This is a genomic window from endosymbiont of unidentified scaly snail isolate Monju (genome assembly GCF_000801295.1).
Classification (GTDB): Bacteria; Pseudomonadota; Gammaproteobacteria; order Chromatiales; family Chromatiaceae; genus MONJU.
In genome coordinates, this window is sequence record NZ_AP012978.1 from 2,327,457 (window position 1) to 2,343,636 (window position 16,180).

Annotated in this window: 12 protein-coding genes; 4 read left to right on the forward strand and 8 right to left on the reverse strand. The window is 58.3% G+C overall.

Annotated features, from left to right (window positions below; translation table 11 throughout):
- Window positions 1–21: 21 nt before the first annotated feature.
- Window positions 22–2,025 carry an adenylyl-sulfate reductase subunit alpha gene (gene aprA, locus EBS_RS11230; RefSeq protein ID WP_043108754.1) on the reverse strand — a complete coding sequence of 668 codons (2,004 nt, stop codon included), beginning with the start codon at window positions 2,023–2,025 and terminating at the stop codon, window positions 22–24.
- A 41-nt stretch (window positions 2,026–2,066) separates the two neighbouring features.
- Window positions 2,067–2,540: an adenylyl-sulfate reductase subunit beta gene (aprB, locus tag EBS_RS11235; protein ID WP_043108756.1), complete on the reverse strand. Its 474-nt coding sequence runs from the start codon at window positions 2,538–2,540 to the stop codon at window positions 2,067–2,069.
- Between the two features lie 340 nt (window positions 2,541–2,880).
- On the opposite strand from aprB, the gene EBS_RS11240 reads away from it, so the two are divergent.
- On the forward strand, window positions 2,881–4,212 hold the full coding sequence (locus EBS_RS11240; protein WP_081999951.1) for a sigma 54-interacting transcriptional regulator: 1,332 nt from the start codon (window positions 2,881–2,883) through the stop codon (window positions 4,210–4,212).
- 244 nt (window positions 4,213–4,456) lie between these two features.
- Window positions 4,457–4,927 carry a sigma-70 family RNA polymerase sigma factor gene (locus tag EBS_RS11245; RefSeq protein WP_043108757.1) on the forward strand — a complete coding sequence of 157 codons (471 nt, stop codon included), beginning with the start codon at window positions 4,457–4,459 and terminating at the stop codon, window positions 4,925–4,927.
- 96 nt (window positions 4,928–5,023) lie between these two features.
- Here the strand turns inward: EBS_RS11245 and speA are convergent, their stop codons facing one another.
- Together speA and EBS_RS11255 are read right to left on the reverse strand one after the other, a co-directional pair.
- Window positions 5,024–6,895 carry a biosynthetic arginine decarboxylase gene (speA, locus tag EBS_RS11250; RefSeq protein WP_043108758.1) on the reverse strand — a complete coding sequence of 624 codons (1,872 nt, stop codon included), beginning with the start codon at window positions 6,893–6,895 and terminating at the stop codon, window positions 5,024–5,026.
- A 37-nt stretch (window positions 6,896–6,932) separates the two neighbouring features.
- On the reverse strand, window positions 6,933–7,811 hold the full coding sequence (locus EBS_RS11255) for a LysR family transcriptional regulator (protein WP_043108759.1): 879 nt from the start codon (window positions 7,809–7,811) through the stop codon (window positions 6,933–6,935).
- 105 nt (window positions 7,812–7,916) lie between these two features.
- Here EBS_RS11255 and metE point away from each other — a divergent pair, with 105 nt between their 5' ends.
- Entirely contained in the window at window positions 7,917–10,223 is a 2,307-nt protein-coding gene (gene metE / locus EBS_RS11260) for a 5-methyltetrahydropteroyltriglutamate--homocysteine S-methyltransferase (protein ID WP_043108760.1), read from the forward strand.
- A 264-nt stretch (window positions 10,224–10,487) separates the two neighbouring features.
- Here metE and EBS_RS13750 read toward each other — a convergent pair whose 3' ends face one another.
- The 4 genes from EBS_RS13750 to EBS_RS14100 form a co-directional block, all read right to left on the reverse strand.
- Window positions 10,488–11,120, reverse strand: coding sequence for a restriction endonuclease subunit S (locus EBS_RS13750; RefSeq protein WP_171816246.1), 633 nt, complete (start codon window positions 11,118–11,120; stop codon window positions 10,488–10,490).
- Window positions 11,121–11,138: 18 nt separating this feature from the next.
- Complete coding sequence (locus EBS_RS13755; protein WP_081999953.1) at window positions 11,139–13,085, reverse strand: restriction endonuclease subunit M; 1,947 nt, start codon at window positions 13,083–13,085, stop codon at window positions 11,139–11,141.
- A gap of 116 nt (window positions 13,086–13,201) precedes the next feature.
- Window positions 13,202–14,287 carry a hypothetical protein gene (locus tag EBS_RS14095; protein ID WP_148307748.1) on the reverse strand — a complete coding sequence of 362 codons (1,086 nt, stop codon included), beginning with the start codon at window positions 14,285–14,287 and terminating at the stop codon, window positions 13,202–13,204.
- Between the two features lie 185 nt (window positions 14,288–14,472).
- A complete protein-coding gene (locus EBS_RS14100) occupies window positions 14,473–15,288 on the reverse strand; it encodes a hypothetical protein (RefSeq protein ID WP_148307749.1) in 816 nt (271 codons plus the stop codon).
- A gap of 533 nt (window positions 15,289–15,821) precedes the next feature.
- On the opposite strand from EBS_RS14100, the gene EBS_RS11270 reads away from it, so the two are divergent.
- Window positions 15,822–16,001, forward strand: coding sequence for a hypothetical protein (locus EBS_RS11270; RefSeq protein ID WP_043108762.1), 180 nt, complete (start codon window positions 15,822–15,824; stop codon window positions 15,999–16,001).
- Window positions 16,002–16,180 lie beyond the last annotated feature (179 nt).

Consider the following 16,180-nt stretch of genomic DNA (forward strand, 5'->3'; position numbering starts at 1 on the left):
GGCCGTGTCCGGCCGTCAAGATCACTTGAACAGCTTGGACTTGTCGACCAGATCCTTGTGTGCCCGCTTGAAGCAGGTCCAGGTCTTGGTCTCCTTGTCGTACACGGAGTTGACGAAGCACTTCCAGTTTTCCTCGTCCACGAAGTTCTTGTCCATCCGGTAGTAGAAGCCCGGATAACGCGACTCTTCGCGGAACTGGATGTGCTTCATGTGGGCCTCGGCGGTGAGGATGCGGTGATAGTTCTCCCATGCGCGCAGCAGCTCGTGGAGGTCCTTCGCACGCATCTTCAGCGCGTCTTCCTTCAGCATCTCGAGCTTCTGCTCGGCCAGGGCCAGCATGTGCTCGTTGGTGGTGTAGTAGGTCGCCACACCAGCCACGTACTCGTCCATGATCTTCTGCAGACGGAACTGCAGCATCCGCGGGGTGATGTAGTTGGGGTTGATATCGATCGCGGTGGTGTAGTCCTTGAACTCCAGGAAGTTGCGCACCGGACGGTAGATCTCCTCGATGAGGGTGTCCACGTCGGTATCCAGTTCCGGGGTCCAGTCCTTGTTGTCCATCACGAACTTGACCATGGCCTTGGCAGCCAGACGACCTTCGGCGTGCGAACCGGAGGAGAACTTGTGGCCGGAAGCACCCACGCCGTCACCGGCGGTGAACAGGCCCTTCACGGTGGTCATGCCACGGTAACCCCAGTTCCAGCCTTCCGGCAGGTGCGAGGGGATCTTGTCCTTCTCGGGATGCTCCTCGGAGGTCGGCGCACCAATGTCGTCCGGGCCAGAGGTCCAGATGCCGCAGCAGCCGGAGTGCGAGCCCAGCAGGTAGGGTTCGGTGGGCATCAGCTCGGAGTTCTTCTTCTCCGGCTCGATGTTCTCACCGGCCCAGATGCCACACTGACCGATGCACATGTCGAGGAAGTCTTCCCAGGCCTCGGCCTCGAGGTGCTTCACCTCGCGGGGCGACAGGGTCTCGCGCAGGTTGGCCAGGGCGGTCACGGTGTCCATCCAGATGGGACCGCGGCCTTCGCGCATTTCCTTGAGCATCAGGTGGTTACGCAGGCAGGATGCCGGAACCTGGGCCTGACCGTAGGGCGGGTAGTCGTCCAGCATCTCCTTGTTGCGCTCCATGTACACCTCGCCGAAGGCGTTGGTGGCCTTGGATTTGAACAGGAGGAACCAGGCACCCACCGGACCGTAGCCGTCCTTGAAGCGGGTCGGCACGAAGCGGTTTTCCATCATGGTCAGCTCGGCACCGGCCTCGGCAGCCATGGCGTAGGTGGAACCGGCGTTCCACACCGGGTACCAGGCACGGCCCTGACCTTCACCGACCGAACGCGGACGGAAGATGTTCACGCAGCCACCGGCAGCCAGCAGGCAGGCCTTGAACTTGTAGACGTACAGCTTGTGCTCACGCACCGAGAAGCCGACGGCACCGGCGACGCGGTTCTTGTCGTTCTTGTCGTTGACCAGCTTGACGATGAACACGCGCTCCTGGATGCGGTCGGTGCCCAGGGCCTTCTTGGCGGCCTCGGCCACGATCCACTTGTAGGATTCACCGTTGATCATGATCTGCCACTTACCGGAACGCACGGGCTTGCCGCCGTCCTTCAGCGCGGGCAAACCCTCGGCACCGTTGTGGCGCTCGCCATTCTCGTCGGTCTTCCAGATCGGCAGGCCCCACTCTTCGAACAGGTGCACCGACTCGTCCACGTGACGGCCCAGGTCGTAGGCCAGGTCGTCGCGGGTGATGCCCATCAGGTCGTTGGAGACCATGCGTGCGTAGTCGGCGGGATCCTGCTCGGGACCGATGTAGGTGTTGATCGCGGACAGGCCCTGGGCCACGGCGCCGGAGCGGTCCATGGCGGCCTTGTCGACCAGCTTCACCTTGATGTCCACACCGGCTTCCTTGGCCACTTCCAGCCAGGGACCGATCTCGTAGGCCGCGCCGCAGGCAGCCATGCCGCCGCCGATGAGGAGGATGTCAACTTCTTCTTCGATGACTTCCGGATTTCCGAATTCAGCCATTTTCAATACCTCTGATAGAAATTCTTCGTCTCAACCCGCAATCACTTGCAGATCAGCTCGCTCGGGTCGCCGGCGCGGTAGCCGTTCTGCTCGTTGTGGTTGAAGAAACCCGGCTCGGCGATCTTGCTCAGGTCGGCTTTGGGCTTGCCGCCGTACGGATCGATGGAGCCTTCCGGGGTGGTGCGGATGGGGAACTTGAAGCGCTTCATGGTGCCGTTGCGGAACTTGATGGTCCACATGATGGAATCGGTACCACGCAGCGGCTGCACGGAGGCACCCAGCGGCACGATGTCAGCGTAGGGACGTGCCTCGATGGCGTTCTGCGGGCAGATCTTGATGCAGGAGTAGCACTCCCAGCACTGCTCCGGCTCCTGGTTGTAGGACTTCATGGCGTGGCCGGTCTCCGAGCCGTCCATGTCCAGTTTCATCAGATCGTGCGGGCAGATGTACATGCACGCGGTCTTGTCCTGGCCTTTACAGCCATCGCACTTGTCGGTACGTACGAATGTAGGCATCGAAAGTTCTCCTGAGGTTTACACTGCAGTGTGTGGGTGTTTCGGGCCACCCCCCGAGGGCGGCGTCCCAAATCTTTCGCCCCGTGTCGCAACCGGCGGACCGGGCCGCCTCGCGCACCGACCGGAGCCAATGGCGCAGGCCAGGCGGGGCATCGGGGTGAGTAAACATAGAGATGGGGGGGATAAAACGCCAAACAGTTTTACCCGCAGATGGCATAAATCACCTTTATTTCATATGCTGATACACCCAAGCGCCTGAATCGCCGGGCTTTTCGCTCGCCTCGATGGCACGAAAACCGAATGCAAATCATTCTCCGGGCTGTATCCCGAGGAGTCCGCCATGTCCCCTGCCCCATCCCCCCCCGCAGCACCCGACGTACTGCTGTTCATCGCCACCGGCTGCGCCCATTGCCCGGCCGTGCTGGCCGCCCTGAGCGAACTGGTCAAACAGGGCGCCGTGGGCCGCCTCGAGGTGGTGAACATCGCCGCCCGCCCCGAGGCAGCACAGATCGCCGGGGTGCGCTCGGTGCCCTGGATGCGCATCGGCCCCTTCACCCTGCAGGGCAGTCACACGCCTGCAGAACTGCGGCAGTGGGTGGAGCGGGCCGCACGCGGCAAAGGCGTGGCCGAATACCTGGGCGAGTTGATCGAGAACCAGCGGCTGGACGAGGCGCTGGCACGCCGCCGTGCCGCGCGCGAGAAACATCCGGCACCGCAATTGCCGACACGCGACCTGATCGGACGCAGCACGGCCATGCTCGAGGTGAGCAAGCAGATCGCACTGTCCGCGGGTTCGGACGCCAATGTACTCATCGAGGGCGAATCCGGCACCGGCAAAGAGGTCGTCGCACGGCTGATCCATCAGCACAGCGAGCGCAATGGCCCCTTCGTCGCGCTCAACTGCGCGGCCATCGTCGACACCCTGATCGAGAGCGAGCTGTTCGGTCACGAGAAGGGCGCCTTCACCGGCGCCGATCGGCGCAAGCCCGGCAAGTTCGAACTGGCAGCGGGCGGCACCCTGTTCCTCGACGAGATTGGCGAACTGGCCCTCCCTCTGCAGGCCAAGCTGCTGCGCACCCTTCAGGAACGGGTGATCGAACGCGTGGGCGGTACCGAGTCCATCCCGGTGGACGTGCGCATCATCGCCGCCACTCACCGCGACCTGTTCAAGCTTGCCGCAGATGGTCTCTTCCGCGAGGACCTCGCCTACCGACTGAAGGTCATCGAGATCCACCTGCCACCCCTGCGCGAACGCCCCGAAGACATCCCGCTGCTCGCCCAGTCGCTGCTCGATCGCATCGCCGTGCAGCACCGCGCCTGCCCGCCGCCGCTGTCCGAGACGGTCATCCACAAACTGCAAGGGCATGACTGGCCAGGCAATGTACGCGAACTGGAGAACACCCTCACCCAGGCCCTGGTGCGCGCGCGCGGCGGCGCCATCCTTCCCGAACACATTCGGCTCGGCACCACGGGCACGACGACACCGGCCACCAACGACACGGCCGTGCTGCGCTCGCTCGCGGAGGTTGAGGCCGAACACATCCAGCGCGTGCTCGAATATACCGGCGGGCACAAGGGACGCGCCTGCGAGATCCTCGGCATCTCTCGCCCGGCGCTGGACCGCAAGATCACCCGCCACGCCCTGATCGTTCCATCCTCCCGACGCAGCTGAACGGCAGATCTGTCACACTGTAACGAAGCGTTGTAACGAAACGTTCAACTTCCTGATCGGGCGCCTTGAAAATTCCTTGAATATCCGCCACTTATAAACTGGCACGCCTACTGCAACGTTCAGGGTACACCCTTTCGAACCGAGCAGAGGACACTGCCATGAGCGTCAACGTCGCCACTCTTGCCTCCCTTGCCGTCGACCGCACCTCCCAGGCCGCCTCCCGCGAGGCCCGCTTCGAGGCCCTGTGATCACCACCAGACTGAACGATCTCTACCGTTACGCCTGCTGGCTGACCCACGACCCGGTGGTTGCCGACGATCTGGTGCAGGAGACCATGCTGCGCGCCTGGAAGAACCTCGACCGCCTGCAAGACCACAAGGCCGCCAAGAGCTGGCTGATCACCATCCTGCGCCGCGAGAATGCCCGCCGCTTCGAGCGCTACCAGCCGCCGCAGTCGGCCATGCCCACCGAGGAGCTGGCGGCCGGCCGCAACGAGTACGACACCTCCACCGAGGCCTTCGTGCTGCGCCGCGCCCTGGAGCACCTGCCCGAGAACTACCGTGAACCGCTGCTGTTGCAGATCATCCACGGCTACTCGCAAAAGGAGATCGCCGCCCAGCTCGGCATCTCGCCGGCCGGCGCCGGCACCCGCCTGTTCCGCGCCCGGCAGAAACTGCGCAAGATGCTGGAAGGCAACGGGGAAGCCGTGGACTGATCACCCAAGGGTTCGCGGCGAGGACGCCGCTCCTGCCCGCAGGAGGCCGTCCCCGGGCCGAAGCGTTCGTGGAGAGCCCCCCGCCCGGCAACACGATCAATCGGTCAGGTAGGTGGTTCCGTGCAGGCCGGCCTTGAGTTCACGGAAATAGCCGTCGGCCGCGCGCGCATCCGTCCCAGCCGTGCGCAGCTTGTGGCGGTAGCGCTCGAGCATCTGCTGCGGTTCGAAATGCACGTAGCGCAACAGTTCGTCCACGCTGTCGCCACGCTCGGGCTCGGCCAGCCGATAGCCTCCCTGTTCGTCCAACTCGACATTCACCGCGTCGGTGTCGCCGAACAGGTTGTGCATGTCGCCCAGGATCTCCTGGTAGGCGCCGACCAGGAAGATCCCCAGCAGGTAGGGCTCGCCGTTGTCGGCATGCAGTTTCAGGGTGGTCTCCACGCCATCCTGATCGACATACTGTTCGATGCAGCCGTCGGAATCGCAGGTGAGATCGTGCACCAGGGCGGCACGTTGCGGAGCCTCGTCCAGGCGCTGCAGCGGCATCACCGGGAAGATCTGCTCGATGGCCCACACATCGGGCAGCGACTGGAACAGCGAGAAATTGCAGAACACCCGTTCGGCGAGCATCTCGTTGAGTTCATCGAGCAGCTCGCGGTGACGACGCGAACCGGGCCGCAGGCGGCTGCGTACCGCTTCGGCCAGCGCATACAGCCATTGCTCGGCATGGGCACGCTGCACCAGGCTCAGTTCGCCCTGCTCGAACTGTTGCTGGGTCTGGTCGAACAGGTGTCGCGCGGCCTGCCAGACAAGCAGCGGCTGCCCCTGCCCGGCCCGCGCATGCAGGCTCGCCAGCTCGCGCACCACGGGGGCGGCATCGTCTCGCGCCGCACCATCCGGCGGTACCGAGGGCAGTTCGCGCTCGATCACCTCGGTGACCAGCACGGCATGATGCGCGGTGAGCGCGCGCCCCGACTCGGAAAAGATCATCGGCTCCGGCAGCCCGTGCTCACGGCAGCGCCGCTGGATCACCTCGAGCACTTCGCGCGCATAGGCACGCACGCTGTAGTTCATGGAACAGAAGTGGCGGCTCGCCGTTCCCTCGTAGTCCACGCCCAGGCCACCGCCGACATCGACGATCCCGATCGGCGCTCCCGCCCGGTGCAGTTCCGCGTAGAAGCGCGCCGCCCCGCCGATGCCGCGGCCGATGTCGGCAATGTCCGGGATCTGCGAGCCGATATGCGAATGCAGCAATACCAGGCCATCGAGCATCCCGGCCTCGCGCAGGCGCTCGACCAGGGCCACCGTCTGCGCCGCCGACAGGCCGAACTTGGAACGCGCCCCGCCCGAGTTCTGCCACTTGCCCGCGGCCACTGCGGTCAGGCGCACCCGCACGCCCAGCAACGGCCGGATGCCCAGGTCGCGCGCGGCCTCGATCACCAGGTCTACCTCGGAGGGCTTCTCGATCACGATGTACACCGGGTGGCCCAGGCGCTGGCCGATCAGCGCCAGGCGGATGTACTCGCGATCCTTGTAACCGTTGCACACGATGGGACTGCCCGGCGCGGCCGCCGCCAGCACGGCCATCAGCTCGGGCTTGCTGCCGGCCTCCAGGCCCACGTCCCGGCCACTGCCCGCGATCTGTTCAACCACGCTGCGCTGTTGATTGACCTTGATGGGATAGATGGCGCGATAGCCGCCCCCGTAGCCCAGTGCCTCCGCGGCCTCGGCAAAGGCATCGCACAACTGGCGCACCCGGGTACGCAGCAGATCGTTGAAGCGCAGCAGCACCGGCCAGCTCAGGCCGGCGGCACGCACCTCGTGGGCGATACGATGCAGGTCCAGCTCTTCGCCGTCGCGCAGGCGCGGGCAGACCGTAACGTGTCCCTCGGCATTGATGCCGAAGAACCCCTCGCCCCAGTAGCGGATGCCGTAGTTCTCCTCGACCGGATGGATGTTGGCTGGCATGCGGCAGACCTCGAAAAGACCGATTATCCAGCAGCGTTCAGCGGCTGGCCAGCGCCACGAAATCGCGCACCCAGGGCAGCTCGGCATCGGCTGCGCGCAACGCGGCGTACATCTTGCCGTGCAGCCCACGCCGCCCCAGCGGTCGCGACACCAGGCCTGGCGGACACACTGAGGAGGCCAGCACCCAGTCCGGCAACACCGCCACGCCACGCCGGCTGGCGACCAGTTGCAGGATCACCGCAGTCAGCTCGCTCTGGCGCACCGACGCCGGCGCCACCCCGGCCGGGTCGAGAAAACGGGTGAACACATCCAGCCGCGCGGCCGGCACCGGGTAGGTAATGAGCATCTCTCCGGCCAGGTGGTGCGGCTGGATGCGCTTGAGGCGCGCCAGCGGATGCGACTCCGCGAGCACCGCGCGCGCCTCGTAGGCGAACAGCGGCGCAAAGTACAGCGAACGATGGCGCGAGCGATCCGAGGTGACGACCAGGTCCACCTCACCGGCGAGCAGGTCGGGCAGCGCCTCGAAGCGTGCCTGCCGGATGTCGATGTCCACCGCCGACCAGGTCTCGCGGAAACGCGCCAGCAACGGCAGCAACCAGTCGTAGCAGGCATGGCATTCCAGTGTCAGGTACAGGCGCGCCGAGGCCGACCGTTCGGGGTCGCCCAGCTCACGCTCGGCCCGCTCGACCTCGGGCAGCACGGTGCGCGCCAACGCCAGCAGGCGCTCACCGGCGGGGGTCAGCGCCAGGGGCCGGGTCCCCTTGCGCACCATCGGCACCTCGAAGTAACGCTCCAGCGCGCGCAACTGGTGTGACAGTGCCGACTGAGTCAGGTGCAGCTTGCGCGCCGCGGCCGCGAGACTGCCGGTCTCGGACAGCGCTTGCAGGGTACGCAGATGGCGAAGTTCGAGAAACATGAATCACTCTCATCAACCGATTGAGAATAATGAATTTGAATACACGCCCGGCGCGCAGCATACTCGCCGTCTGTTACCGGAACAACCACATCAGAGGACGACGACATGCTGGCACACAATCTCGGCTTTCCGCGCATCGGCGCCCACCGCGAACTCAAGTTCGCACTCGAGCAATACTGGCGCGGCGAGATCGACCGCGAGGGCCTCGAGGCCACGGGACGCGAACTGCGCGCCGCGCACTGGCGACGCCAGCAAGAAGCCGGTATCGCACTGATCCCGGTCGGCGACTTTTCCTTCTACGACCAGATGCTGGATCACTCGGCGATGTTCGGCGTGGTGCCCGAGCGTTTCGGATGGGATGGGAAGGAAATCGATCTCGACCTCTACTTCCGCATGGCCCGCGGGCGCGCACCGAGCGGTGAGCCCGTTGCCGCCTGCGAGATGACCAAGTGGTTCGACACCAATTACCACTACCTGGTCCCCGAGGTGGTGAAGGGCCAGCGTTTCGCACTGTCCTCGCGCAAGCTGTTCCACGAGGTGGCCGAGGCGAAGGCGCAGGGCATCCCCTTCAAGCCAGTATTGATCGGTCCGCTCACCTGGCTGTGGCTGGCCAAGGTCAAGGGCGAATCCTTCGACCGCCTCGAACTGCTCGACGAGCTGCTGGCCGTGTATGACGAAATCCTCGGCCAGCTCGCCGCCCTCGGCGCCCTCGGCGCTGAGTGGGTACAGATCGATGAACCCGCACTGGTGCTCGACCTGCCCGTGGCCTGGCAACAGGCCTGCGAGGCCGCCTACAACCGCCTGCAGGCCGCGCCGGTGAAGCTGTTGCTCACCACCTACTTCGGCGGCCTGGAGGACAACCTTGGCCTGGCCCTGTCGCTGCCCACCGCCGGCATCCACGTGGACCTGGTGCGCGCGCCCTCGCAGCTCGAGGCCGTGCTCGACCGCCTGCCCCCCTACAAGACACTGTCACTGGGCCTGATCGACGGACGCAACATCTGGCGCGCCGACCTCGACGCCGCCCTGGACACCCTGGAGAGCGCGGTCGGACGCATCGGCGCCGACCGCCTGTGGGTCGGGCCTTCCTGCTCGCTGCTGCACGTGCCGGTGGACCTGGCGTCGGAAGACCAGATCGATGCCGAGCTGCGCACCTGGCTGAGCTTTGCCGAGCAGAAGCTGGGCGAACTGGGCGTGCTGGCGCGTGCCATCGTAAAAGGCCCCGACAGCGTGGCCTCTCAGCTGGCAGCCGCGCGCGCCGCGCTGACCGCCCGGCGCACCTCCGAGCGCACCCACCGCCCCGAAGTGGCCGAACGCCTGGCCACGATCGACGATGCCATGCTCTCGCGCCGCAGCCCCTATGCCGAACGGCGGCCATTGCAACGCTCACGGCTCGAGCTGCCGCTGTTCCCGACCACCACCATCGGCTCCTTCCCGCAGACGCCGGAGATCCGCAAGGCGCGGCACGACTACAAGGCCGGCACCCTACCCGAAGCCGATTACGTCGTGCGCATGCGCGAGGAAATCGCCCTGTGCGTACGCAAGCAGGACGAGTACGGCCTGGACATGTACGTGCACGGCGAGCCCGAGCGCAACGACATGGTCGAGTACTTCGGCGAACTGCTCGAAGGCTTTGCCTTCACCCGCTTCGGCTGGGTGCAGTCCTATGGTTCGCGTTGCGTCAAGCCGCCGATCATCTTCGGCGACGTGTCACGCCCCGCGCCCATGACGGTGGACTGGATCACCTATGCCCAGTCGCTCACCGACAAGCCCATGAAGGGCATGCTCACCGGTCCCGTGACCATCCTCAACTGGTCCTTCGTGCGCGACGACCAACCGCACGCCGACACCTGCACCCAGATCGCGCTGGCACTGCGCGACGAGGTACTGGACCTGGAGGCCGCCGGCATCCGCGCCATCCAGATCGACGAGGCTGCCCTGCGCGAGGGCCTGCCGCTGCGCCGGCGCGACTGGCAAACGTATCTCGACTGGGCGGTGCGCGCCTTCCGCCTCACCACCTCGGGGGTGCGCGACGAGACCCAGATCCACACCCACATGTGCTACTCGGAGTTCAACGACATCATCGCCTCGATCGCCGAGATGGACGCCGATGTCATCACCATCGAGACCTCGCGCTCGCAGATGGAGCTGCTCGACGCCTTCGTGGACTTCGAGTACCCCAACGAGATCGGCCCCGGCGTGTACGACATCCACTCGCCCAACATCCCCAGCGTGGAGCAGATCGTCGAGCTGATGCGCCTGGCCGCACAGCGCATCCCCACCGAGCGCCTCTGGGTGAACCCCGACTGCGGCCTCAAGACCCGCGGCTGGGCCGAGGTCGACCCGGCGCTGCACAACCTGGTCGAGGCCGCGCGTCGGCTGAGGGAGGAGTTTGCGGATCAGGCGGCGGGTTAAGCGCCAGGTTCCGTATGGACATATTCCGGGGCTTGTTCTGTAGCCCCGGAAGCATCCCCAACCTGATCGGGGAAGCTAATAACCGGAAACACCGCTCCGCCAGGGGCGCAACACTCGGAAATGGTGGGTGGTTAACCTTTACCATGCTGGGACTTTCACCCGACCAGATGCGCCACGCTTTGCGCGGCGCGCTAACGCTTGAGCTAACCGGGGGGCAAATGCGGAGCGAAGCGCCGCCTTTGCCCGTCCGTGTTGAGCGATTTGTTATGCGTTTTTATTATTAGCCTCTTCAATAAGACGGAGTAAAAAATCTTTTGTCATGACATCTAGACTTGATGTTGATTGTTCCAGTTCTTCCTTCATAGCTATTTGCAATTTAACCTTTTCCACTAGCAAGTCGACTTCGCTCCACTCACTCGGAACAGGGATCAATATGTTTGAAACATGATTTGGTTCGAGATGTTGCTGTACCGCTCCATACTCATTTTTGAGCATTTGATTCCGTGCCATTTCGGACATCAGAAACTGATAGGCATACATCCTGATCTTTTCATCAGGAATACGCACCCTAATTAGATCATCGGAGACAATCGCACCATCAAGCCTCTGAGTGATATATGCGACCCGTCCGATTGTCCCTGATCGGGTGATAACTATGTCACCCCGGTAAACGCGCACGGCGTTGATCGTAGAAATCTGCTTCGCGGACGCTAGCGACACGTTTAGTAACTTTGCGCTATCCGACTTTTCTTGCAGTACGGCAGACGGCGTATAGTAGGGTTCAATTCCAGGCCCTTCGTTTTCAACAATTAGATTTTCACTTTTAAGTCGTGGCCCCTTAAATATTCTTACTCCAGAACATATCTGCCCGAGAGTTGTGACCGACCACCCATCCACACCATCAATAGACTCTATTTAGCGTATCGTTTCGTTCAAGTTTGGCAAATAGAATTGCGGATTTATCCTCAGGTGGTGGTCGACCTGATGCCGATAAATTGAAAAACGATATTCCGAATTGACGAGTTGCCCATTCTGATGCGCGCGATAATCGGTCAAGATATCATCCAGGTCGTGATCAATAAGTTCTGTCAGCTCATTATTCGCGTCTCGTTTGAATATAGGAAAGCCTTCGCTGTCCTGTCCTATTTTCTTCGAGATAGCCATGAAAATTGGATAGTCGACAGAACCATCAATTTCCTTGATAGGTCTCTCTATAATCAAGAGGCAAGTCCTCACACCTGTATGCGGCTGAAATGTATCTTTGTGGCAATTAACAACAGCGAGCAACTTAAATTTTTCTAGCAAAAGGCGTCTTGCTGGATAATACGTTTGAGTATCCAGAAAACTCTCCGGCATTACTATACCGATCTTCCCGCCTGGTGCGATCCACTGAAGGCATCGTTCAAAAAATAGCATTTCAGGTGGGACGCCTTCAGTATTTCTTTCACCAGTTGAAATATACTCGCCGCTTCTGGTGGACCAGCGAATGCCAGTCGTGAAATTATCCAGTACGTGTGGATCTGTAATTCGCCCCTCTCCGACTCCGGCAAATGGTGGGTTGGTCAAAATAACGGTTGGTTTTCCAAGGCCACAACGTGCAACTACCCGTTCATTTAAATCAGCCACCGGACCCAAAGAATCACCCTGGATCATTCCGGCATGACCATCACCATTCAAGATCATCGCTGTTTTGGCGATTTTGACCAGACGCTTACTAATCTCAACCATAAAGAGATTGGTGCGGTGCTTATCCAATTGCCTTTGCTTAGATATGTCGGTTGCACTGGAATGTAGAATCTTTTTTCTAACGTGTCGCATGGCGCCCGTTAGAAAGCCGCCCGAACCGCCGGCCGGATCAAGGATGATGTCTTGATATTCCGGGTCCACGGCTTGGCAGAGAAAATCTACAACGAGGCGGTTTGTAAAAAATTGGCCTCTTTTCTTTTTTAAGTACGTTGCAGTGTATTGCTCATACGCGTGCCCCATTATATCCCAGTCATCTGGCGCATGCAGATCGCTTAACAAGCGATAACGCTGTAGTTCAATAACCACATCGCAAATGGCCCGCGGGCCAACTGAAATTTTCTCATGCTCGGAAAATACGTCTCTGTTTTCTGATACGACTTCCGCAAACAAACTATGAATGCGTGAGGCAACGGCATTTCGCCCTTCCTCTGTCTTGTATTCTTCTGGCGTGCAGTAAAATTCACAGTATTCGCCAGACTTTTCCTCGTCCATAGCCTTCGCGAGAATCAGACGAACCATATCCATGGTGAGATCATCTTCATCGCCATCCACACCACGACCATGCAATTTGTTATGGCACTGTCGCAACAATCCTTTGATATCTTTTGGACGTTTTAACTCCGCTTTCTTTCTCCGGCCAAGCGCATCCCATGCCTCTCCCTTTCTAGGGATGCCTGTCCAGTCAATTAGATCGTTCGTTGGTGAGAACAGGCGGCGATAATATTGTGGGGCCTCGCCGTTGTACCAAACTCCACCTTCTGCACTTGTGTTGTAAATATATGAGACAAGCTGGTTATAGCCGCTGGTAATGTTTGGTGCTTTACATTCGACAACCAATGCGATCGCACCTTGATTTCTATCTTTTTTTGCTTTGGCATTTCGATAGACAACTATGTCAGCTCGAACTGGATTGCCCGACTTGTCTTTTAGTTCTTTGCTTCCATAATAGATTGGAACTTCTCTGGCAAGCACGTTCTTCGGGTACTGGCATTCAAAATGAAGTACTCGGATGTACTGCTGACGTACAAACTCCTCGGGAGTGGGATCAAGCTCTATACCTTCCAAAAAATCTACGATTTTTCCGTTCTCGTTTTTGGTTACTTCAAAGTTGCTCATTCTTTCTCTCAAAGATAGGTAGAAGCGTCAATGTTGAGACGCATCACGCCGCAAATCACCGGCGCTAAAAAGCAGAGCGCAGCGGCGCTTTTTGGCGTCCGAGTGGATTTGCCTTGTTAGGCATATCTCTCAGGATACACCAATTTTAATGACCTAGTAATTTCTTCCGTTTCATGCCCTTCAATTGAATCCAAGTATGCATGAAAACTATCCCAGTCATTAGCTGACAATGTTTTTGTGCCATATGATGCTAAACCTTTGGCATCTGGATCATCACACCAAGTTTTCATGGCTCTATCGATGAAAATTGCATTACAATATGGTCCAAATACAGAAATACACTCTGTGTCATAGAAAAGGCCTGCTAATTTTCTTTTAGCATTATCTGGATTTGTATATGCCCCGTTTTTAACCATCTTTCTTAACACGGCGAATAGCTCGCAAGAAACTTTAACATTTGGAATGTTGGCAAAATACTCCGATGATAAGAACTCACTTACTCTTTTCAGGCGGAGCTCAATCTCCATAGTATTCGAATCGTAGTGCAATAATGTCTCAACGTATGACGCATCTATAGGGGAATGCAAATAATTCATGAAATCCTCAGAAACAGAAGCCACCATCTTTAGATATTGCTCCATAAGTGATCGCCCGTAGCCTCTTGCTTCTTCAGCTACATCCTCCTGGAAAGAGGTGGTCAATTTTGCCCAGTCAGGGAACAAACCTACTAATGCAGCAATAGCATCTGATTTGCCTTGCCTCATTGCCTCTAAGTCGCCTAATATTGGGCGAAGATCGATCCAGAAATAATCATCCCACTTATGGATATTTTCATGAAATGCATCTCTTTCATTTATTTCTATAGCGCTAGAGGCTTGATTGCGAAATGCATCAAATGATTCAACCAATTGGTTTTGTTTTATTTCATATGACTGTCTGAATTTATGACCACGAGCAGTTTGTTTTATAAACCTATATAGTTCTTCTTGTTGTTCATGGCGCCATAGATGGGTTTCGTCTGTATGTACCGATGAGTAGGGGCAAACCAAAAGTTGCCTTGCTGCCAATTCCTTTATTCTTTCCGCTGCTTCTACAAAAACTCTTTCTTGCCGCCTAAAAGCATGCGACAGAAAGAACTGATCTAAATAAATTATTTCTTTTTTTAGTTCTGGAAGCGGAAATCTAAACCACTCGCCACACAAGTCACATCCCCTATTTAGTAAATTGCCACCCTGACGTTACCATAATGCCCAACTTGGCCACACGATGGACACGGTTCATCTAATTTATGGGTGATTAACATTTATTGCATGCCTAACGCCAGCCGTAACCGGCGCATTTGCAGTAAGCAAAGCGAACGAAAAATGCGTCCGCGTTTACGGCCTTGTTAGGCATTTTTTAAGCCTGATTCGACTAGCCAGCTTGAAAATATTTCTGGGGTAATTATAAAGCCTTTGATTAAAATACTCTTTTCCGAAAATACTTGCTCCCCATCATTTTGCATATTTTCCTGATTCTTTCCACCTGGTTGACCTTCATACACGATACCAGCCACATCATAGAATTCTTCATGTTGTAGAATAATGATTCCTCCACTCATGCCGCTAAAAAAGAAACCGTGAGGTTCATCTAATTCACTAAACAAAGTGATTTTCGTTTCTCTAGCACCTAAACGGCTAACAACTTCTGCAGTTACATGTAAGCATGGAGCCGACACATATTTTCCTTGATGCTCTTTATGATCAGTGGGATACCCGAATGCAGATCCGTATTTGTATTCATCCCATCGTGGTTCTATCCAATTATCGAGGTCTACTGGGCTTTTATGTTTTTTGCTTTCAATTAATTCCCAGTGAAAATCCGTTATTGGGCCAATTACAATATCCACCTGTTCGCCTGAAAAATCCGTTCTTAGAGTACGAAAAATATCTTGGCGTTTTTTAGGGTTTTTGGGGTCAATAGCCGAAAGCTGCAAAATAACTCGCTCTAGATGTAGAGTTAGTGTTTGCCAGCCATCATTGAGTTCTTTCCTCTTTTTATCGAGTTGTTTGACGACATGATGACAAGTGACGGCGTATATGCGCTGTTGATATTTAACAAATGTAACAGTTGCATTATCTGTTTCTTCGTGACGCCCCTCATGCATTGACGATGAATGAAAAAATGCAGGGAGGCAAAATTCACAACCGTTCTTTTCTTCCATACGGGTTCCATTATGTGCCTAACAGTGTCTTAGACGGAATCCCGGTACATCTGGATAGACTGAATCCCGGTCCATCGTGATAGGCGGAATCGTCATATGACGGCTCTGCCCTGGCCTGTCAGGCCACCCTTGAGACTCTGTCCTGTTCGCCTTGGACCGATTATTCCAGTCACCATCGCTCTCCACCAACTCGGCACCGATGGCCGTTTGGGCAGACTGAACCTGCCTTCATCAGCGCCATTTGAGCGGAAAACCCGGCCTGATGGCGACAGATCGGGGCAGATTTGACGCCGAAACGCCACCCCGAGACTAGCCCAGGCTCGATCTGAACACAATTCCCTTCCCCGATCAGGGGATTCCTGCCACATTCCGTGATTTCAGGCACCACGAGGCACCAACCCTTTTCCAAGGCGCGACAAATACGGACGCTGCCTCCGTCGTGATAGACGGCTTCGGCCTATCACGGGTGGACATTGGCGATTGTGCGTTCCGTGTTGACTCTCTATCTCGGAGTAAGGAAACAGGATAATGGCATGGATGCCGACGACCAACAGGAAGGCATCCGCAGGTTTTGGAGGGGCTACCTCGCCCATCTGAAGACACAGAGGGTGCAGTCCAGGCAGTTCCCCTGGTATCGCCTGCGCGCCCGGCAATACATCGAGGCATCGGATATGCCTCTGCGGCAGCACGCTGTGGCACAGGTCAACGCCTGACACGAACACCTGTGTAAGCAGATTTACGCATGAGCGGGGATTTCAGAATTTCCCTAATCCGCCAAAGGTAAGCCCACAAAAGCAGTCGCCCACCGCAAGCCTCAACCCATCTCTACGATCCAGAGCCTATGGTCGATGTCGAGCTGCCGGAGCCTGAGGCCTCATGGGCACTCTCCGCT

Excerpts from the sequence above, each read along its gene's own strand:
- EBS_RS13755 (WP_081999953.1), bottom strand. The coding sequence starts at position 13,085 with ATGAGCAACTTTGAAGTAACCAAAAACGAGAACGGAAAAATCGTAGAT.
- EBS_RS11270 (WP_043108762.1), top strand. The coding sequence starts at position 15,822 with ATGGATGCCGACGACCAACAGGAAGGCATCCGCAGGTTTTGGAGGGGC.
- speA (WP_043108758.1), bottom strand. The coding sequence starts at position 6,895 with ATGCCAGCCAACATCCATCCGGTCGAGGAGAACTACGGCATCCGCTAC.
- EBS_RS14100 (WP_148307749.1), bottom strand. The coding sequence starts at position 15,288 with ATGGAAGAAAAGAACGGTTGTGAATTTTGCCTCCCTGCATTTTTTCAT.
- EBS_RS11255 (WP_043108759.1), bottom strand. The coding sequence starts at position 7,811 with ATGTTTCTCGAACTTCGCCATCTGCGTACCCTGCAAGCGCTGTCCGAG.
- aprA (WP_043108754.1), bottom strand. The coding sequence starts at position 2,025 with ATGGCTGAATTCGGAAATCCGGAAGTCATCGAAGAAGAAGTTGACATC.
- metE (WP_043108760.1), top strand. The coding sequence starts at position 7,917 with ATGCTGGCACACAATCTCGGCTTTCCGCGCATCGGCGCCCACCGCGAA.
- aprB (WP_043108756.1), bottom strand. The coding sequence starts at position 2,540 with ATGCCTACATTCGTACGTACCGACAAGTGCGATGGCTGTAAAGGCCAG.
- EBS_RS11240 (WP_081999951.1), top strand. The coding sequence starts at position 2,881 with ATGTCCCCTGCCCCATCCCCCCCCGCAGCACCCGACGTACTGCTGTTC.